Annotated in this window: 17 protein-coding genes; 6 read left to right on the top strand and 11 right to left on the bottom strand. The window is 65.7% G+C overall.

Features of this window, described 5'->3' with window-relative positions:
- The first annotated feature begins 11 nt into the window (after positions 1-11).
- Positions 12-302 (top strand): hypothetical protein, encoded by a 291-nt coding sequence (locus ACZ47F_RS00285; protein WP_464925317.1) that lies wholly within the window; start codon positions 12-14, stop codon positions 300-302.
- 19 nt (positions 303-321) lie between these two features.
- Here the strand turns inward: ACZ47F_RS00285 and nadA are convergent, their stop codons facing one another.
- Both nadA and nadC read right to left on the bottom strand, forming a co-directional pair.
- Positions 322-1,419: a quinolinate synthase NadA gene (gene nadA / locus ACZ47F_RS00290; RefSeq protein WP_464925318.1), complete on the bottom strand. Its 1,098-nt coding sequence runs from the start codon at positions 1,417-1,419 to the stop codon at positions 322-324.
- Positions 1,420-1,452: 33 nt separating this feature from the next.
- Positions 1,453-2,292, bottom strand: a complete 840-nt coding sequence (gene nadC, locus ACZ47F_RS00295; protein WP_464925319.1) for a carboxylating nicotinate-nucleotide diphosphorylase — start codon at positions 2,290-2,292, stop codon at positions 1,453-1,455.
- A 274-nt stretch (positions 2,293-2,566) separates the two neighbouring features.
- Here nadC and ACZ47F_RS00300 point away from each other — a divergent pair, with 274 nt between their 5' ends.
- A complete protein-coding gene (locus ACZ47F_RS00300) occupies positions 2,567-3,382 on the top strand; it encodes a Crp/Fnr family transcriptional regulator (RefSeq protein WP_464925320.1) in 816 nt (271 codons plus the stop codon).
- A gap of 20 nt (positions 3,383-3,402) precedes the next feature.
- Here ACZ47F_RS00300 and ACZ47F_RS00305 read toward each other — a convergent pair whose 3' ends face one another.
- Entirely contained in the window at positions 3,403-4,026 is a 624-nt protein-coding gene (locus ACZ47F_RS00305; RefSeq protein WP_464925321.1) for a nucleotide-binding protein, read from the bottom strand.
- Positions 4,027-4,111: 85 nt separating this feature from the next.
- Positions 4,112-4,702, bottom strand: coding sequence for a malonic semialdehyde reductase (locus tag ACZ47F_RS00310; RefSeq protein WP_464925322.1), 591 nt, complete (start codon positions 4,700-4,702; stop codon positions 4,112-4,114).
- A 242-nt stretch (positions 4,703-4,944) separates the two neighbouring features.
- Here ACZ47F_RS00310 and ACZ47F_RS00315 point away from each other — a divergent pair, with 242 nt between their 5' ends.
- Complete coding sequence (locus ACZ47F_RS00315) at positions 4,945-5,373, top strand: DUF1841 family protein (RefSeq protein WP_464925323.1); 429 nt, start codon at positions 4,945-4,947, stop codon at positions 5,371-5,373.
- 21 nt (positions 5,374-5,394) lie between these two features.
- Here ACZ47F_RS00315 and recJ read toward each other — a convergent pair whose 3' ends face one another.
- The 3 genes from recJ to ACZ47F_RS00330 all read right to left on the bottom strand — a co-directional run bounded on the left by recJ (position 5,395) and on the right by ACZ47F_RS00330 (position 11,477).
- A complete protein-coding gene (recJ, locus tag ACZ47F_RS00320) occupies positions 5,395-7,119 on the bottom strand; it encodes a single-stranded-DNA-specific exonuclease RecJ (RefSeq protein ID WP_464925324.1) in 1,725 nt (574 codons plus the stop codon).
- 157 nt (positions 7,120-7,276) lie between these two features.
- The gene (locus ACZ47F_RS00325) at positions 7,277-9,556 is read right to left on the bottom strand and encodes a putative bifunctional diguanylate cyclase/phosphodiesterase (protein WP_464925325.1); all 2,280 of its coding nucleotides are present in this window, start codon (positions 9,554-9,556) and stop codon (positions 7,277-7,279) included.
- Between the two features lie 235 nt (positions 9,557-9,791).
- Positions 9,792-11,477 carry an electron transfer flavoprotein-ubiquinone oxidoreductase gene (locus ACZ47F_RS00330; RefSeq protein WP_464925326.1) on the bottom strand — a complete coding sequence of 562 codons (1,686 nt, stop codon included), beginning with the start codon at positions 11,475-11,477 and terminating at the stop codon, positions 9,792-9,794.
- 227 nt (positions 11,478-11,704) lie between these two features.
- On the opposite strand from ACZ47F_RS00330, the gene ACZ47F_RS00335 reads away from it, so the two are divergent.
- Both ACZ47F_RS00335 and ACZ47F_RS00340 read left to right on the top strand, forming a co-directional pair.
- Positions 11,705-12,973, top strand: coding sequence for an MFS transporter (locus tag ACZ47F_RS00335; RefSeq protein WP_464925327.1), 1,269 nt, complete (start codon positions 11,705-11,707; stop codon positions 12,971-12,973).
- A gap of 329 nt (positions 12,974-13,302) precedes the next feature.
- Positions 13,303-13,707 carry a hypothetical protein gene (locus ACZ47F_RS00340; protein ID WP_464925328.1) on the top strand — a complete coding sequence of 135 codons (405 nt, stop codon included), beginning with the start codon at positions 13,303-13,305 and terminating at the stop codon, positions 13,705-13,707.
- A gap of 22 nt (positions 13,708-13,729) precedes the next feature.
- Here ACZ47F_RS00340 and ACZ47F_RS00345 read toward each other — a convergent pair whose 3' ends face one another.
- From ACZ47F_RS00345 to ACZ47F_RS00355, 3 genes are all read right to left on the bottom strand, one after another.
- Positions 13,730-14,314 (bottom strand): Tll0287-like domain-containing protein, encoded by a 585-nt coding sequence (locus ACZ47F_RS00345; RefSeq protein WP_464925329.1) that lies wholly within the window; start codon positions 14,312-14,314, stop codon positions 13,730-13,732.
- Positions 14,315-14,488: 174 nt separating this feature from the next.
- A complete protein-coding gene (locus ACZ47F_RS00350) occupies positions 14,489-15,292 on the bottom strand; it encodes a 2OG-Fe dioxygenase family protein (protein WP_464925330.1) in 804 nt (267 codons plus the stop codon).
- The gene (locus tag ACZ47F_RS00355) at positions 15,289-17,058 is read right to left on the bottom strand and encodes a glutamine--tRNA ligase/YqeY domain fusion protein (protein ID WP_464925331.1); all 1,770 of its coding nucleotides are present in this window, start codon (positions 17,056-17,058) and stop codon (positions 15,289-15,291) included. Before ACZ47F_RS00355 ends, ACZ47F_RS00350 begins: the two co-directional genes overlap by 4 nt.
- A 167-nt stretch (positions 17,059-17,225) precedes the next feature.
- Here ACZ47F_RS00355 and ACZ47F_RS00360 point away from each other — a divergent pair, with 167 nt between their 5' ends.
- Complete coding sequence (locus ACZ47F_RS00360) at positions 17,226-17,615, top strand: glutelin (RefSeq protein ID WP_464925332.1); 390 nt, start codon at positions 17,226-17,228, stop codon at positions 17,613-17,615.
- A gap of 39 nt (positions 17,616-17,654) precedes the next feature.
- Here ACZ47F_RS00360 and ACZ47F_RS00365 read toward each other — a convergent pair whose 3' ends face one another.
- Positions 17,655-19,169, bottom strand: a complete 1,515-nt coding sequence (locus tag ACZ47F_RS00365) for a helicase HerA-like domain-containing protein (RefSeq protein WP_464925333.1) — start codon at positions 19,167-19,169, stop codon at positions 17,655-17,657.
- Positions 19,170-19,180: the final 11 nt, after the last annotated feature.

Here is a 19,180-nt window from a genome sequence, read left to right on the forward strand (position 1 = left end):
GAGCTTGCGACATGGGAAGTTCCGATGCCATTGCGATTGCCGCCCATCTGCACGTGCTGTTGCGCCGCAAGACCGGGCGGGTGACAGACACGGAGTGGATGGCGCAGAACGCCGACTACGCGCGCGAAGTGCTGCGCGTGGCCCGCGCCGAAAACGATGCGGACCTGAACCAATGGGCCGACCGTTTCGAGGCGATCATGTTTCCTGGCGGCCTTGACAAGGGTGCATCGGACGGAAACGGAAACAAGGGCACAAGCACCAGACCCACAGCGCCGGCGCCATATGTGGGACGGCTGCGCTGAGGGGCGCGCTGCTGGCGGCTCAGGCTGCGCCGATGCCCGCGACCAGACTGCCCATCGGCGCAGCCGTGGCATGCGCCGCGGTGAAGTCGAGCATGCGCTGCACCGGCAGGCGCGCTCGCGCGGCAAGCTCGGGGTCGAGTTCGATCGTGTTCTCTCCGGTTTCCAGCACCCGCGCCAGCACGGCCAGGCTGTTCATCGCCATCCACGGACAGTGCGCACAGCTCTTGCAGGTGGCGGCGTTGCCGGCAGTGGGCGCGGCAATGAAGACCTTCCCGGGGTTCTGCTGCTGCAGGGCGTGGAACATGCCGGTGTCGGTGGCGACGATGAATTCGGGCGCATCGAGCGTGCGCGCCGCCTTGAGGATCTGCGAGGTCGAGCCCACCACATCGGCCAGCGCGACGACCGCCGCGGGGCTTTCCGGGTGCACGAGAACCTTGGCACGCGGATGCTCGGCCTTGAGCGCCGCGAGCTCGAACGCCTTGAACTCATCGTGCACGATGCACGAACCCTGCCACAGCAGCATGTCGGCACCGGTCTGCTGCTGGATGTAGCTACCCAGATGGCGATCCGGCGCCCAGAGAATTTTTTCGCCGCGGGCGTGCAGGTGCGCGACGATGTCGAGCGCGCAGCTCGAGGTCACCACCCAGTCGGCACGCGCCTTGACCGCTGCGCTTGTGTTGGCGTAGACCACGACGGTGCGGTCGGGGTGCGCCTCACAAAAGGCGGCGAACGCCGGTGCCGGACAGCCCAGGTCGAGCGAACAGTTGGCATCCAGGTCGGGCATGAGCACGCGCTTGTCCATCGACAGCATCTTCGCGGTCTCGCCCATGAAGCGCACGCCGGCGACCACCAGCGTCGATGCCGGATGGCGTGCGCCAAAGCGTGCCATTTCCAGTGAATCGGCCACCAGGCCGCCGGTTTGCTCGGCCAGATCCTGCAGATCAGGGTGGGTGTAGTAATGCGCCACCAGCACGGCGTCGTGTGCACGCAGCAATGCGGCGCAGCGCTGCATCAGCGCGGCGCGCTGCGCAGGGCTGGGCTCCTCGGGGACACGCGCCCAGGCCTGCGCAGTACCGTTGACGGGGCTTTCATAGGCAATGGGAAAGGTGGCGGACATGCGAACTTCCTTTTCGAGTGACGGCGCAGGGTGTCAGGGCGTGGCAAAGCGCATCGACAGATCGACCGCCTGCACGTCCTTGGTCAGCTTGCCCACGGAGATGCGGTCGACGCCGGTTTCTGCAATGGCCCGCACCGTGTGCAGGTCCACCCCGCCCGACACCTCCAGCACCGCGCGCTGCCCGGTGCGCCTGACCGCCTCGCGCAACTGATCTAACGACATATTGTCCAGCAGCACCATGCGGGCACCGGCGCGCAAGGCGTCGTCGAGCTGTTCCAGGGTTTCGACCTCGATCTGGATGAACTGCGCCTGCGCCGCCACCGCCTGCGCGCGGGCAAGCGCCTGCGCCACGCCACCGGCTGCGGCAATGTGGTTTTCCTTGATCAGCACCGCGTCGAACAGTCCGATGCGGTGATTCATGCCGCCGCCCACGCGCACCGCGTATTTCTGCGCGAGCCGCAGCCCGGGCAGGGTCTTGCGGGTATCGACGATCTGCGCCCGCGTGCCCCGCACCGCGTCGACATACTGCGCGGTGCGCGTGGCCACCGCACTGAGCAGTTGCAGGAAATTGAGCAGGGTGCGCTCGGCGCTGAGCAGCGCGCGCGCATTGCCCTGCAGTTCGAGAAACACCGCATCGGCCTGCAATGCGCCGCCTTCGGGCACCAGCCAGCGCAGCTGCGCTGCGGGGTCGAGCGCGCGCACGCAGGACTCGGCCCACGGCACACCGCACAGGCGCGCGGTCTGCCGACTGCGCACGGTGGCAATCGCCACCGCATCCGGGTCGATCAGCGCGGCGGTCAAGTCGCCTGCGCCCAGGTCTTCCTCCAGCGCCCGCCTCACGTCGCGTGCGGCCAGGGTCTGCAAATCCATCATGGTGTCATCGAAACAGACAGAAAAGTTTTGCAGTGTAGGCCGATCGGCAAACCGCACGGCACGGTCGGGACAGATCGCCGTGTGGCGGAATGGGCACAGCGAGGCCACCGCATCTGCGACAGTTTGTCGCAGTTTGTGCGCCGCAAAAATCGATATCGCGTAAGGGAAACCGGAAAAGATCAGGGTTATCCCTGATTCTCACAGTGAATTCCCTATATTGACAGGGCAATATCAGCATTCGCTAATATTGCGCTGGATCAATGAAAGCCGCGCCATGGACACCACCTTCGCCCCCCCTCCTTCGACCACTGCGATTCCACTTGCAACTTTGCGTAAGACTTTGTCACGCAACAAGGAACCCGAACCCAGTCGCGTGGCGCATGCCGATGTGGTCAAAGCCTGGCGTGGCGTGTCCGACTGCCGCAATTGCGGGGTAAGGCGCATCGCGCTGTTCGGTGCGCTGCGCATGGAGGATTTCGATTCTTTCCATCAGGTCATCGACGACATGCAGTTCGCCGCAGGGCAGCAGTTGTTCAGCGAAGGCCAGCGTGGAGATTGGCTCTACACCATCAAGACCGGCTATGTGAAGCTCGAGCGTGTGCTGCCCGACGGCACCCGCCGCATCACCCGCGTGGCGCGCCGCGGCGATCTGATCGGGTTGGAATGCTTCATCCACGAGCCCTACATGCACCATGCCTCGGCGATCGGCGCGGTGCGGGCGTGCCGCATTCCGGTGGAGGTCATTCGCCGCATGGAGGAACAGGTGCCCAATCTGCGGCAGGAATTTCTCGAGCGCTGGCATCGCGCGCTGCGCGATACTGACGAATGGGCACTGCTGCTCGGCTCGGGCACCATCCCATCGCGCATGGCACGGCTGCTGCTCAAGCTGGCCGATCCGGAGCTCAACGACACCATCACCCTGCCCAAGCGCAGCGATCTGGGTGCCATGCTCGGCGTGGCGCTAGAAACCGCCAGCCGGGTCATCGCACAGTTCGAACGCGACGGCCTGCTCGAACATGTCGGCCCCCGGCTGTTTCGCGTCAACCGCCAGGCGCTCAGTCAGGTCGCGCTGCCCGAACGCGCTGCCTAGGTTCGCTCGCGCTGCTGGCGTCAATCAGCCTGTTGCAGCCAGGCGATGACCGGCGCCCACTGCTCGAGGTCCTTCGCCGCCTGGCTGGGCGGCAGGTCCCAGAGGGTCAGGCCGTGTGCGGCCATCTGGGGGTAGAGCGTGGTCTGGCGCAGCGTGGTCAGCATCGGCAGACCGTTTTGCGCGACGAAGGCCATAAGCTGCTCAGCGGCATGGGTGCGGGGATCGATGCGCACCCCGACCAACCCGATGTCGAAGCCGCGTTTTTCGCTGGCATCGCGCAGTCTGTCGAGAAAGTCCTGCGTGGCGTAGATGTCGAAAATCGACGCGGACAGCGGCACTAGCACCTTGTCGGCCTGTTTCATCACATCATTGAGCCGCCAGCCGTGCAGCCCGGCAGAGGTGTCGATGACCGCGTGCGCAGTGCCCTTGGGCGGTTTGGCGATGAAATCCGCGCTCATCTCCCAAGTGTCGATGCGGGGCAAGGCGGGGTCGCGCAGCGACAGCCACAGCCGGGCCGACTCCTGGCGGTCGGCGTCGCCCAGCATGACCGGCTCTCCCCGGCTGGCAAAGTATCCGGCGATCTGCGTGGATAGGGTGGTCTTGCCGACTCCGCCCTTGGGATTGGCGACAACGATGACCGACATGGCGCAGCCTTTCTGTTCTGGTGGATAGAGGCAAAACGCAAATTACCAGAACCGGCGCGCAAATACCACGCCGCCGCGCATCGGGTCAGACGATGCGGCAGGCCTGCTCGAAACTCAGCCGCGGGCTGCGTGGGAACAGCGCCACCGGATCGCCATAGCCGAGGTTGCAGAGAAAATTCACCTTGATGTCGGTGCCAGCAAAAAACGCAGCGTTCACCGCCTCGGCATCAAACCCGCTCATCGGGCCGCAGTCCAGACCCAGCGCGCGGGCGGCAAGAATGAAGTAGCCGCCTTGCAGGCTGGAGTTGCGCAGCGCAGTGGTGGCGACGTGCTCTGGCTTGCCGGCGAACCAGTTGCGCGCGTCCGGGTTGTGCGGAAACAGCATCGGCAGCTTGTCAGGAAACGCCAGATCCATGCCGATGATCGCGGTCACCGGCGCCTGCAGGGTCTTGGCCCGGTTGCCCTCGCTCATGCACGGCGCGAGTTTGGCCTTGGCCTCGGGCGACTGCACGAACACAATGCGCGCCGGCGAGCAATTGGCCGAGGTCGGGCCCCATTTCATTAGATCGTAAAGCTGGTGCAGCAGTTGCTCAGGCACCGGCCTGTCCAGCCAAGCGTTGTGGGTGCGGGCATCGTCAAACAACTGGCGCAGGGCGCTGGGGTCGATCACAGGCATGGTTTTTCCCTGAAGTGGCAATGGGTAAATGCTCGCTCAAAACCCCTTTGTCTGCAGCGGCAAGCCGCTGTACGCCCCGCCTGCAGCGACAATATTGATTCGGCACGCGGATGTATCACCCGTCAAAAACTCCTCCTCACGTTCCCGGCGAGCGCAGAGGGGATGGCGCCTGCCCTGCCGTGCGGGGCAGGCCGGGAGGGGGAGGAGTGCAAACCGCTGCGCGCCGGATCGATGAGCCCATCATGTTCAACCCCAGCAAAGACGAGGTCCGCCAGTTCTTTCTCTCCGCCTGGCAGCGGCACCGCAGCGACGGTGTGCTGACCCCGCTGGAGCTGATCGCCGCCGACTGGATGGAGCAGCACCCCGAGTACCACGCCGAACTGTCCGATCCGCAAAGCGCCAGCCGCGACTACAGCGTGGAACAAGGCCGCACCAACCCGTTCCTGCACCTGTCGATGCATCTATCGATCGCCGAACAGGTGTCGATCGATCAACCGCCGGGTATCCGTCAAGCCTTCGAGCTGCTGCGCAGCCGGCTGGGTGAGCACGCAGCGCACCACAAGATCATGGAATGCCTGGGCGAAATGCTGTGGACCGCACAGCGCAGCGGCCTGCCGCCCGATGGTGCTGCGTATGTGGACTGCGTGCAGCGCAGCGCCACCGCGCGCTGAACGGCGCCAGAACCACGCGGTTCAGCCCTCCACCGCTTCGAGCACCAGCTGCACCTGGGTGACGCCCTGCCAGGTGTTGGCCTCCAGCCGGTAAGCGATGTGCGCCTGCTCGGGCAGGAATTCGGTGCGGCCCCAGGCGACCAGGTCGAACAGCGCATCGCCCGGCGCGCTGTCGACATCGAGCAGCCGCACCTTGGTCTTGAGATGCCGCTCGCCGAGCAGCCGTTGCTGCTTGACCTGCACCCGCGCGCTAAACAGCGGCGCGGCAAAGCCCTGCCCCCAGACCTGCGCGCCAAGCAGATGGGCCATTTCGGGGAGCATCCACCGCACCGGCAACGGGCCGTCGACCTCCAGCCGGCGCTGCAGCATCGTGGGCTCCAGCCATTCGTCTGCCACCTGCGCCAAGGCGGCGCGAAAGCGCGCGAAGCCATCGGGCACCAGCGAACACCCTGCCGCCATCGCATGGCCGCCAAAGCGCAGCAGCAGCCCCGGTTCGCGCTTGGACACCAGATCGAGCGCATCGCGCAGGTGAAACCCGGCGATCGACCGGCCAGAGCCGCGCAGCGTGCCGTCCTCTGCCGGGGCGAAGACGAAGGTCGGGCGGTGCGCGCGGTCCTTGATACGCCCGGCGACGATGCCGATCACCCCCTCGTGCCAGTGCGGGGCGAACAGGCTGATCGCGGGCTCGCCGCTGCCCGCGTCCGGACCGAGCGCATCGAGCATGGCCAGCGCCTCGGCCTTGATGCCGTCTTCGATGCCGCGCCGTTCGCGGTTGAAGCGGTCGAGCAGCTGGGCGAGCTCCAGCGCACGGGCCGAATCGTCGGTGCTCAGGCATTCGATGCCTACGGTCATGTCGGCCAGACGACCCGCGGCATTGATCCGCGGCCCCAGTGCAAAGCCGAGGTCCGCACTGTTGACCCGCGCCGGCTCGCGCCCGGCCACCTGCAGCAGCGCCGCAATGCCCGGCTGCATGCGGCCCTCGCGGATGCGCTTGAGCCCCTGCGCCACCAGCACGCGGTTGTTGGCATCGAGCCGCACCACGTCGGCCACGGTGCCGAGTGCGACCAGATCGAGCAGCGCGTCCAGCCGGGGCTGGTTCGATGCATCGAACACGCCGCGTCGGCGCAGTTCGGCGCGCAGCGCCAGCAGCACATAGAACATCACCCCGACTCCGGCGATGGACTTGCTCGGAAACGCGCAGCCCGGCTGGTTCGGGTTGACGATCACATCGGCCGCGGGCAGTGCGTCGCCCGGCAGGTGGTGGTCGGTGACCAGCACACGGATGCCGTGTGCCCTGGCATGCGCCACGCCATCCACGCTGGCAATGCCGTTGTCCACGGTGACGATCCAGTCCGGCTTGCCACCGGGGTGCTGCAATGCCATATCCACCACCGCGGGTGACAGGCCGTAGCCGGTGGTGAAACGGTTGGGCACGAGATAGGAGACCTTCGCGCCCATCGCCCGCAGGCCGCGCAGCCCCACGGCGCAGGCGGTAGCGCCGTCGCAGTCGTAATCGGCCACGATCAGCAGCCGCTCGCCGCGGGCGATGGCGTCGGCCAGACTCTGCGCAGCGGCGTCCACCCCCTTGAGCAGCGCTGGCGGCAGCAGTCGTGTCAGGCTCAGTTCGAGCTCCGCCGGCTCTTTCACCCCGCGCGCGGCGAACAGCTGCGCCAGCAGCGGATGCGCACCGGCCTGCTCCAGCCGGTGCTGGGCGCGCGGATCGGGCTGGCGTTGGACGAATTGCATGGTCGAAAGTTGGTCTGGAACAAACCGGCTATTTGAACCGATCGGCCCGCTGCCTCCCGCGTGCCTGCACCGGGCAACCAATTCATGACGCGATCCCGATTCGGTTCCGCCCCGATGTGCGCCTGCCGAGCACACATGGCATTGCGCCGCCAACCGCCTATGGATCGATTTCCGGCCGCCCCCAGAAATAGCCCTGCCCCCAGTCCACCCCGATGCGGCGCATGGCCTCGGCGGTGGCTTCGTCCTCGATACCTTCTGCAATGGTCTGGATGCCAAGTTCGTGCGCCATGGTGTTGATCGAGCACACCATCGCCCGTGCCCGCGCACTGCGCGCGGCTTCGCGCACCAGTTCGGCCTCGATCTTGATATAGCTCACCGGCAGCTTGAGCACGTAGAGGTACGAGGAATAGCCGCTGCCGAAGTCGTCCACTGCAAGCTGGAAGCCGAAATCGATCAGCGGCTGCACCAGCTTGCGCACGGCTTGGGCATCGCCAATGAGCTGGCGCTCGGTGATCTCGATGACCAGGGGCTTTGCCTTGCCTTGCATGTCCACCGCACAGGCCTCGCAGTAGTGTCGCGCGCGGTCGAGCAGTTGCTGCACATCGCCCGGCCGGCTGAGAAAGTCGGCAGAGCAGTTGACCATGTATTTCATCGGCGTGCCGGTCTGCGCCAGGCGCAGGCTGCAGCGCGCCATGACCTGTTTGGACACACAGGCATCGATGCTGTGTTCGAGCCGCAGGCGGTTGGCCACGTCGATGAACTGCGCAGCGGGTATCGCCTCGCCGGCCTCGGTCACCAGCCGTGCCAGCGCCTCATAGCCGAAGATCTGCCCATCGGCCAACGAGACCAGCGGCTGGTAAGCCACGCGGATGCGGTTGTCCTCGATCGCGCGCTTAAGGGTAAAGCCCTGCAAATAGTCCCGTGCCGATCTGCCCTCGAACAGCCGCACCTGGTTACGCCCGCCGGCTTTGGCGTCGTAAAGCGCCGAGTCGCATTGTCCGAGCAACTCGGCGACACCGACCCGGCGGTCTGTCTCCCAGGCTGAGACGCCAAAACTCGCGGTCAGCCGCAGCTCGGTGCCGCCCACCTTCATGCGGGTGTGCGCGATCAGGTCGCGCAGCTTTTCTGCGGTGGCGTGCGCGGTCTGCAGCGTCGCATCGGGCAGCAGCGCGAGAAACTCTTCACCCCCCCAGCGCGCCACGTGATCTTCGTTGCGCACCCGGGTCTGCAGCAGATGCGCCACCTGCTGCAGCACGGCGTCGCCTCCGGCGTGGCCAAAGCCATCGTTGATCAGCTTGAAATGATCGAGATCGAACAGCACCAGCGCGTAGCCGATGTCGTGCGCGCACGCCCGCTCGTGCGCGCGCTGCAGTTGCTCTGTCATGCCCCGGCGATTGAGCAGCCCGGTGAGGCTGTCCTGATTGGCCAGGCGGTACATGAGTTCGGCACGCTCGCGCAGCTGCGCGCCATCGCGCTCGGCCTGTTTGCGCACCAGACGGTAGACCACGGTCAGCAACGCCAGCCACAGTGCCAGGATGGTCAACGAGGGCCAGTAGGCGCGCCAGAAATCGCGCCACAGTAGCGCGCGGGGCACGGTCATATTGACCAGCACCTGATAATGCGCCAGCCGCACCCAGGCGCCCAGACGGGGAATGTCGTCCGAATCCACCCGCCCGCTGAACATGCCGGACTGCGCGTCGTCTGCCACCTGGCGCACCGCGCGGGCCAGCGCACCCTGCCGTCTGGTGTTATAGAAACGGGGCAGATCGGCGGTGTCCGGCGCCGGCCAGCGTGCCAGCAGATAGCCGTCTGCACGCAGCAGCGCGACCGACATACCGGGCATGGCATGTTGCGCCGCAGCGACCGAGCGCTGCCAGCGCGCGAGAAAGTCGTTGAGTTCTACCGGCACCGCAATCAGGAACTGCGGCTGTCCCGCGGCGTTTCTGACCATGAGCCGCAGCGGAATCACCCAGCGGTGCAGCATCGGGCCGTACACCGTATGGCCCACTTCGAGCCTGTCGGTCTGCGCCGCCTGCTGGGAGCTCGGCCAGATATCGGGATTGGCGCGCAGGTTGGGCAGCGCGTTCACATCCGGCAGGGTGGTGGCGAACATCTGCCCGTCCGGGGTGGACAGGTTGATTGCCAGTGCCTGATCGGCACCGAGCAGATCGCGGTAGCGCTGCAGCAGACCTCGCAGACGCGCCGGTGCGGTCAGCAGTTCCGGGTAAGCCAGCAGATCGCTGCCGAGAGCGGAGATGACCGTCTCGTAGCGGTCGAGATAGGCCGCGGTGGCATCGGCCAGAAACGCGGTCTCCACCCGCAGGGTGCTGCGCAACGTCTCGTCCTGCCGCTGCCAGTTGATCCACGCCAGCCAGACCGCGAAAAACAGCGTCAGCGCGATCAGCCCCCAATAGCCTCGGCGCAGTCGTCGCTGCATCGCCGTTGCATCTTGCACCGCTGGCGTCTGGGTGGGGGATGGCGATTGGTTCAGACCGGTAGGCATGCAGCGCAGTGAGGGTGGCCGGGGTGCTGCACCCTGCGGTGCAATCGCCCCTGGTGCGTCAGGAACCGGCGAAGTGTAAAGGCGCGCGTAACCGCGGCCGTGTGAATTGGTTCACGCTTTGCCGCTGCCCCCGCGAATGAGCGCTTCACCCGATGCGCGCAGGTCGGGGTCACATCCCTACGTAGTTCGGCCCGCCACCGCCCTGCGGCGCGACCCAATTGATGTTCTGCGTCGGGTCCTTGATGTCGCAGGTCTTGCAGTGCACGCAGTTCTGCGCGTTGATCTGCAGCTTGTCGTTGCCGTCCGTGCCCTTGACGAACTCATACACCCCGGCCGGGCAGTAGCGCGACTCGGGCCCGGCGTAGATCTTGAGGTTGATCTGCACTGGCACCGACAAGTCCTTGAGGGTGAGGTGCGCCGGCTGGTTTTCCTCGTGGTTGGTATTGCTCAGATAGACCGAACTGAGCCGATCGAAGGTCAGCACGCCATCGGGCTTGGGATAGTCGATGCGCGGACACTCGGCAGCCGGCTTGAGCATGGCATGGTCGGGAACATGGTGGTGAATCGTCCAAGGCGGCGACTTGATGCCGATGCGCGGCAGTAACCAGCGTTCCACCCCGGTCATCAACGTGCCCACCAGACGGCCCTTCTTGAACCACTGCTTGAAATTGCGCGCGGCCTCGAGCTCATCGTACAGCCATGACCGCTCGAACGCCGCGGGGTAGTCCGCCAGCTCGTCTTGCGCACGGCCGGCGGCCAGCGCGTCGGCGATGGCTTGCGCCGCCAGCATGCCGGTCTTGATCGCCGCGTGGCTGCCCTTGATGCGCGAGGCGTTGAGAAACCCGGCCTCGCAGCCCACCAGACAGCCACCAGGGAACACCAGTTTGGGCAAAGACAGCAGGCCACCAGCGGTGATGGTGCGTGCACCATAGCCCAGGCGCTTGGCGCCGTCGAACAGCCCGCGGATCGCTGGGTGGGTCTTGAGCCGCTGGAATTCCTCGAACGGGCTGAGCCACGGGTTGCTGTAGTCCAGGCCGACCACAAAGCCGATCGCCACCTTGCGGTCTTCAAGGTGGTAGAGAAAGCCGCCGCCATAAGTGCTCGGGTCGAGTGGCCAGCCGGCGGTGTGCAGCACCAGCCCGGGTTGATGCTTGGGCGCGGCGACTTCCCAGAGTTCCTTGATGCCGATGGCATAGCTCTGCGGATCGCGCCCAGCGTCGAGTTGATAGCGCGCAATCAGCTCCTTGCCGAGCTGCCCACGTGAACCTTCGGCGAAGACGGTGTATTTCGCCCGCAGTTCCATGCCTAGCGCGAAATGGTCGGTCGGCTCGCCATCCTTTCCCAACCCCTGGTTGCCAGTGGCCACGCCGCACACCCGGCCCCGATCGTCGTACAGCACCTCGGCCGCGGCAAAGCCGGGGAAGATTTCCACGCCCAACCCTTCGGCCTGCTGCGCCATCCAGCGCACCACATTGCCCAGGCTAATGACATAGTTGCCGTGGTTCTTGAAACAATCGGGCAGGAAGGCGGCGGGCACGGGTCTGGCGGACTGTTCGCCGAGGAACAGGAACTGGTCGGCAGTGACCGGCTGGTTCAGTGGCGCGCCCATCGCTTTCCAGTCCGGGAACAGCTCGGTCAGCGCGCCGGGATCCATGATCGCCCCGGATAGGATGTGCGCCCCGGCCTCCGAGCCCTTTTCCAGCACGCATACCGAAATCTCGCATCCCGCTTTTTGCGCCAGTTGCTTGAGGCGGATTGCCGTGGCCAGACCGCCCGGCCCGGCGCCGACGATCAACACGTCATAATCCATGGCCTCGCGCGGGCCAAACTGTTCCAAGAGTTGATGCGGGGTCATCGCGGTCTCCACGTCATGCGATCATCAGAGGCATTCTACCCATGTCCGCGATAAAAAAGCACGGTCGTTCGTTTTTCCCGGCTGACCGGATCGGGCAACGCCGCGCAGCTGCGTTGGCATGTTCCGGCAAATCCATGCCTGTGCAAGGAACCGGTCGCCGCACTATTCTTGCACTCGCGCGATCTGCCCCGTCCCGCACCTGCGCGTACTTCCTCGAAAAACCTACCGTGAGTTCCACCCCCACCACGCCCGCGCTCAGCCCTGCAGGCAGCGCGCAAGCCGAGCAGACTCGCTTTCGCATTCTTGGCGCGATCAGCTTCTCGCACTTTCTCAACGACATGATCCAGTCGTTGATGCTGGCGATCTACCCGCTGTTCAAGGCCGATTTTCAGCTGAACTTTGCGCAGATCGGGCTGATCACCCTGACCTACCAGTTCACCGCCTCACTGCTTCAGCCTATCGTCGGCGCCTACACCGATAAACATCCGAAGCCGTATTCGCTGGCCGTGGGCATGGGCTGCACGCTTACCGGGCTGCTGACCCTGTCTCTGGCGCCAAGCTTTCCGATGCTGCTGCTGGCGGCGGCGATGGTGGGCACCGGGTCGTCGATCTTCCATCCGGAATCCTCGCGGGTAGCGCGCATGGCCTCGGGCGGGCGGCATGGGCTGGCGCAGTCGATTTTCCAGGTCGGCGGCAATGCCGGGACGGCTACCGGGCCATTGCTGGCGGCATGGATCGTGTTGCCTCACGGCCAACGAAGCATCGCCTGGTTTTCGCTGGCGGCGCTACTGGCCATCATCGTGCTCACTGGCGTGGGGCGCTGGTACAGCCAGCAACATCGCCTGCCAAAAAAGCCCGCGGCCAGCCTCGCGTCGCCGCTGCCGCCGCGCTTGGTGCGCCGCACCCTGGCGGTGCTGCTGGCGCTGATCTTTTCCAAATTCTTCTATCTGGCCAGCATCAACAGCTACCTCATTTTTTACCTGATGCACAAATTCCACGTCAGCACTGAAGTGGGCCAGTATCACCTGTTCGTGTTCCTGTTCTCGGTGGCTGCGGGCACGCTGCTGGGCGGGCCGATCGGCGACCGCATCGGCCGTAAGGCGGTGATCTGGGTGTCCATCCTTGGCGTGGCACCGTTCACCCTGCTGCTGCCCGACGCCAGTCTGGAATGGTCGGCCGTGCTCAGCGCGATCATCGGCTTCATGCTGGCCTCGGCATTTCCGTCGATGGTGGTCTATGCGCAGGAACTCATCCCCGGCAAGGTCGGCACGGTGGCGGGGTTGTTTTTCGGCCTGGCGTTCGGGCTGGGGGGCATCGGCGCAGCGGTGCTCGGGCAACTCGCCGACATGTGGGGCATCGACGCGGTGTACCGGTTGTGCTCCTTTTTGCCGTTGATCGGTCTGCTGGCGGTGTTTCTGCCTAATCTGCACCAGCCTGGGTGCGGCCGCCACAACCCGCAATGCAGGAGCAAGGCTGCATCAAATCAGTCCTTGTGATCCTGCGCTCCGGGGACTTGTTCGGAGTTGACGATTGACTTCGCGCGCTGATGCATGAAGGGTCTCTGCCAAAAACTCCACCACCTCACATCCCTGGCAAGCGCCAACGTCATGGCCCCTCCCCCGCCGTGTGGGGGAAGGTGGAGAAGGGGGAGGCGTTCAAACCGCTTGGTGCCGCTTCAATAAAATGAAGCGAGACTGAAAATCGGTGCGGGCGAGCGAACCTCGGCGCACCGGTGCGGTCTACTTTCGGTGTGTTGAGGGTCTGTCGCGGCTCGGTGCACCCGGATGGCGTGAACAGGCCCACCCCATTGCGAAAGGAGTCGATCATGTCCATCAGATCTCAAGCCCTGCGCCGAGGCGCTGTGGTCGGCGCCCTGGCTGCCTGTCTGTTCAGCCCCGGAATCAGCCAGGCAGCGCAGGTGCATCATGCGGGCGATATTTCCTACGTCTGCGGCGGCGTGGGTGAAGACGCGCTCAAGGATCTGCAGGCGCAGGCACCGCACTACAACATGGGCTTCTGGATGGTCGAAGGGCCGCGCGGCGCCTACCTAGCTGGCGTGCCTATCCGCATTCTCCACCAAGGCAAGACGGTGGCGGAGTTCACCGCGGACGGGCCGCTATGCTATGTGCAGGCGCCTGCTGGCAGCTACACCATCGAGGGCACGCACCGGCAGCAGCAGCGCCGTGTGACGGTGCACACCGGAAATAAAAACGCCTACCTGCGCTGGTAGGCGTTGCCGACGCGAAAGCCGCTTACAGTGGCCGGCTGATGACCACCGCACCACGCAGCTGCCCCGGCGCGTAGCCGGTGGCCTGGTCGTGCGGGTATTCTGTCTTGAGCTTCTCGGCCACACCCGGCGCGAGTTGGTCGGCATTGCCGTGGCAGGCGATGCACTGCGGCTGCAGCACGATGGCCTTGGCGTAATGCAGCGTGGGCTTGCCGTTCTCGGTGACCACTTCGCTCCATTCCAGGGTTTCGGGCTTGGCGCCGGACTTCAGGTCGGCACTCAGATGCGCCAGCGCTTTGCGCTGCCAGACATTTGGCGTGCCCATGTCGACATTGCGCACGCGGGTGCCGACCCGGGTGATTTTCCAGCCGGTGCGGTCGGCCAGGCCTAGGGCGATCTGTGGGGCAATGGTCTTGCATACGCTGATCGAGCCGGCCGGGCCGTTTTTCTGCATGCTTTCCTGTAGCTTGCCGCTCAGGGTCTTGAGCAGTTCGCCGCTGACGGCGCGGGTTTCCTGCAACTGTTCAGGGGTTGCGACCGACTGCGCCTGCGCACCCAGCGGCAGAACGGCCAGGGCCACAGCGGCCATCACGGGGGACAAATGACGCATGGGAATCTCTCCAGAAAATCGCCTCCGCACGCCTTAGCGGACAGCATATGGCGATTATGTAACGAAATGTGCGATGATTCCGCAGTAGCCTGACCGCGCGTTGCGCGCTTTGATCTCTGTCAAGCAGAGCAGATGAGCGACCCGGCCGCAACACCATGTCGCAGCGCGGGTGCATCAATCGCGTGAACAGGCCCTCGCCGTGGCGGGTTCGAGAAAGCCGCCGGCGCGGTAGGTCAGCACCAAGGTGTCGCGCCAGCCACTGCCGGGCTCGCCCTCGGAAAGCACCGGCGTGGTTTCGTGGATCACCCGGGTGTCGTCCATCAGCAGCGCGCTGCACGGCTCGGACAGGGTGAAGTGCACGCCACGCTGGCCGGCCAGCTCGAACACCCGGGTCTCTCCGCCGCGGATGCGGTGACGCGCGATCAGCACCACAGCGACGAAGTCCACCCCGTCGCGGTGCGCGCCCTCGGGCGTGGGGCGGCCGACGCCTTCGCTGGTGTCGATGCGGAACTGATGCGCCTCGATGAACCACTGCGGTGCGCTACGCACCTGTGTAAACAGCCGCCCCAGCCCGAGCAGCAGCGGCTGCCAGAACGCCGCCTGCTGCAGCTCGGCGGACAGCGGTGCGAACCAGCGCAGCATGCCGCCGTGCAGGGCGTTGTACGCGGTGGGCTGCCAGTGCGCTCGGTGCGGCACAGCCAGCAGCGCCGCCTGCCCTGCTGCCGGCTGCAGGGTCTGGACAAAGCGACCGTGGCGGCGGAAACGGTAGTGGCCGCCGTCCTTCAGGTAGTCGTCGGGCGGCAGGTCGTGCCACAACGCGAACGCCGGCGCGCAGCGCGCCGGATCGAACCCGGCCAACGCCGCCAGCTCGACCGCGCCAAGCACACAAAAACCCGCCTGCTGCAGCCGCTGCAGCGCACTGCTGCCCGCAGGCAGCGGCGCGCCGAAGCTCAAGGTATCGGCAGACTGGATCTTCATTTGCCCCAGCTGTCCTTGAGGGTGGTGGTGCGGTTGAAAGTGGGTTGCGCCGGGTTGTGGTCGATGCGATCGGCCACGAAATAACCGTGGCGCTCGAACTGAAATGAGGCACCTGGCGGCGCAGAGGCGAGCGACGGCTCCAGATAGGCCTGCACCGTCTGCTTGCTGTGCGGGTTGAGTGCGGCCAGAAAATCGCGCCCGCCGGCGTCAGGATGCGCCTCGGTGAACAGGCGGTCGAACAGCCGAACCTGCGCAGCCACGCCGCGGCTGACGCTCACCCAGGTGATGACGCCCTTGACCTTGACCGCATCTGCGCCCGGGGTGCCGCTCTTGGTGTCGGGCAGTAGTTCGGCCAGCACCTTGGTCACCCGCCCCTCGGCGTCCTTCTCGCAGCCGGTGCAGCGCACCACATAGCCGTACTTCAGTCGTGCCATGCCACCGGGGGTCAGGCGGTGATAGCCCCTGGGTGGGGTTTCCATGAAGTCCTCGCGCTCGATCCAGACCTGCGCAGTGAGGTCGAAGTGACGCCGCCCCATCTCGGGATGCGCGGGATGCATGGGTGCGCTACAGGGCTCGGCGTGGTCTGCCGCGCCGAAGACCTCGGCCCAGTTGGTGAGTTCGAGCTCGAGCGGATCGAGCACGGCCATCGCGCGCGGGGCGCGTGCGTCGAGATCGTCGCGCAGCGCCTGTTCGAGCACGCCGTAGTCGATCCAGGAGTCGGCCTTGCTCACGCCTATGCGGTCGGCAAACAGCCGCAGGCTCTCAGGGGTGTAACCGCGACGGCGCAGCCCGACCAGCGTGGGCATGCGCGGATCGTCCCAGCCGTCCACATGGCGCTCGCCGACGAGCTGCGCTAGCTTGCGCTTGCTGGTGACCACATAGGTGAGGTTCAGCCGGGCGAATTCATACTGGTGCGGGCGGGGGCTGGCGACGAGGCCCAGGCGTACCAGATGGTCGAGTAGCCAGTCGTAGAACGGCCGCTGGTCCTCGAACTCCAGTGTGCAGATGCTGTGGGTGATGCACTCCATCGCGTCCTCGATCGGGTGCGCGAAGGTGTACATCGGATAAATGCACCAGGCATCTCCGGTGCGGTGATGCCGGGCGTAGCGGATACGGTAGATGACCGGGTCGCGCAGATTGATGTTCGGCGAGGCCATGTCGATCTTCGCCCGCAGCACCATGCTGCCCTCTGGATGCTGGCCCGCACGCATTTGCTCGAAGCGGCGCAGGCTGTCCTGCGGCGCGCGGTTGCGCCAGGGGCTGTCCACGCCAGGCTCGGTCAGCGTGCCGCGGTTGCGGCGCATGTCGTCTGCGCTCTGCTCGTCGACATAGGCCAGACCGTCCTCGATCAGCGCGCAGGCGCAGCGGTACATGAAGTCGAAATCGTCGCTGGCGTAATACAGGTGCGAGACGCCGCCGACGTTCCAGTCGAAGCCGAGCCAGCGCACCGCGTCGATGATGGCATCGACATATTCCTGGTCTTCCTTCTCGGGGTTGGTGTCGTCAAAGCGCAGGTGGCAGATGCCGCCGTAGTCCTGAGCCAGGCCGAAGTTCAGGCAGATGCTCTTGGCATGGCCGATGTGCAGATAGCCGTTGGGCTCGGGCGGAAAGCGGGTGCGGATGCGTGCCGGATCGATCGGCCCCGCCGCATGTCCGGCGGCGTCGGCCGGGTGGCCGGCGAAGCGCCGGTTCGCGTAAGTGCCCAGCGACAGATCGCGCTCTATGATCTGGCGCAGAAAGTTGGAGGGTTTGTCGGTCGGTTCCATGACTGTATTTGAACAGGTCCAGGCAGGACGGGGCACCGGATGTTGCAGCGCATACCGCAGCAGGAGATCGAAACAGAGCCGGAAAAAACATCTCCTGTGCTGTCAGCAAGGACGCGGCCGCGCCGTTGTGATTGCATCGATCACAGGATGCTCAGGAGGATTCGATCATGTTGCGTCACCTTGTTCTGGCCCTTGCCGGCAGCGCAGCGCTGGTTGCTGCGCCGGCTGCGCACGCGGACCGGGTGTTCTGGTCGGTCAATGTCGGGGTGCCCGGCGTGGTGACCAGCTTTTCCAATGCCTACCCGGTGTATCAGGCGCCGCCCGTGGTGTATGCCCCCCCGGTGGTTTACGCCCCGCCGCCCCCACTTCCACCGGTCTACTTTGCTCCACCGCCTCCACCCCCTCCGCCGCCACCGCGTCCGGTGTATTACGGATATGCTCCGGTGTATGGCCCGATTTACGGAGTCCCGGCCTGGCGCTGGGACCGTGATCACTGGCGACAAGGCCGCGGCTGGCGTCACCGGGGTGATGACCGTGGTGACTGGGACGATCACTGATCGCAATGCTTCGCGGCGCAGCGGCGGCTGAGCGTCAGCTCAACGCCGCTTGCTGCCGCCCAGCAGACTGCCGAGCACGCCGCGGATGATTTCGCGGCCCACCGTGCCGCCGATGGAGCGGGCTGCCGACTTGGCCAGCGTCTCGAGTAGCGAATCCTTGCGGCCCGAACCGCGCGCCAGCCCTCCCAGCCCCCCGCCAATCGAATCGAGCAGACCGCCGCCGGAACCTGCCGGAGCGCCGGCGGTTGGTGCGGGTGTAACGGCTTCAGGCGCTGCGTCCAGCCGGCCTTTAAGCAACTCGTAGGCCGACTCGCGGTCCACCGTCTTCTCGTACACCCCGGCCACCAACGAGCGCTGCATCAGCGCCTGTCGTTCTTCGGCGCTGATCGGCCCGATGCGGCTGCCCGGTGCCAGCATCCATACCCGCTCGGTGGGCGCCGGCCGGCCTTTGTCGTCGAGCAGCGAGACCAGCGCCTCGCCGGTGGCCAGTTCGGTGATCGCCTGAGCGATGTCGAGCGGCGGATTGGGCCGCATGGTGTCGGCTGCGGTTTTCACCGCTTTTTGGTCGCGCGGGGTGTAGGCGCGCAGCGCGTGCTGGATGCGGTTGCCCAGCTGCCCGAGCACGGTGTCGGGAATGTCCAGCGGGTTCTGCGTGACAAAGAACACGCCCACGCCCTTGGAGCGGATCAGCCGCACCACCTGTTCGATTTTTTCCAGCAGCGGCTTGGGCGCGTCGTTGAACAGCAGATGCGCTTCGTCGAAAAAGAACACTAGTTTCGGCTTGTCGGGGTCGCCGATCTCGGGCAGGCGCTCGAACAGTTCCGACAGCAGCCACAGCAGGAAGGTGGCGTACAGCCGCGGCGCCTGGTAGAGCTTGTCGGCAGCGAGGATGTTGACCATGCCACGGCCCTGTCCATCGGTCTGCATCAGGTCGTCGATGTTGAGCATGGGCTCGCCGAAGAACTTGTCGGCTCCCTGGCTTTCGAGCTGTAGCAACCCGCGCTGGATCGCGCCGGTGCTGGCGGCGCTGATGTTGCCGTATTCAGTGGTGAAGCTCGCCGCGTTGTCGCCCACCTCCTGCAGCATCGCGCGCAGGTCTTTGAGATCGAGCAGCAGCAGGCCGTTGTCGTCGGCGATCTTGAACACCAGGTTGAGCACGCCGGACTGCGTATCGTTGAGCTGCAGCAGGCGCGCGAGCAGCAGCGGCCCCATGTCGGAGATCGTCGCGCGCACCGGGTGCCCTTGCTCGCCGAACACGTCCCACAGCGTGACCGGGCAAGCGCCGAACACCGGCTCGGGCAGGCCGAGAGTGTTGAGCCGCTCGGCCAGCTTGGGGCTCAGGCTGCCGGCCTGCGACAGACCGGTGAGATCGCCCTTGACGTCGGCCAGGAACACCGGGGTACCGATGCGCGAGAAGGCCTCTGCCAGCACCTGCAGGCTAACGGTCTTACCGGTTCCGGTGGCGCCGGTGATCAGGCCGTGGCGGTTGGACAGGCGCGGCAGCAAGTGGCATTGCACCGCGCCGCTCTGGGCGATGAGGATCGGGTCGGACATGGATCTGGTCT

The sequence above is a fragment of the Thiomonas islandica genome, from assembly GCF_055383445.1.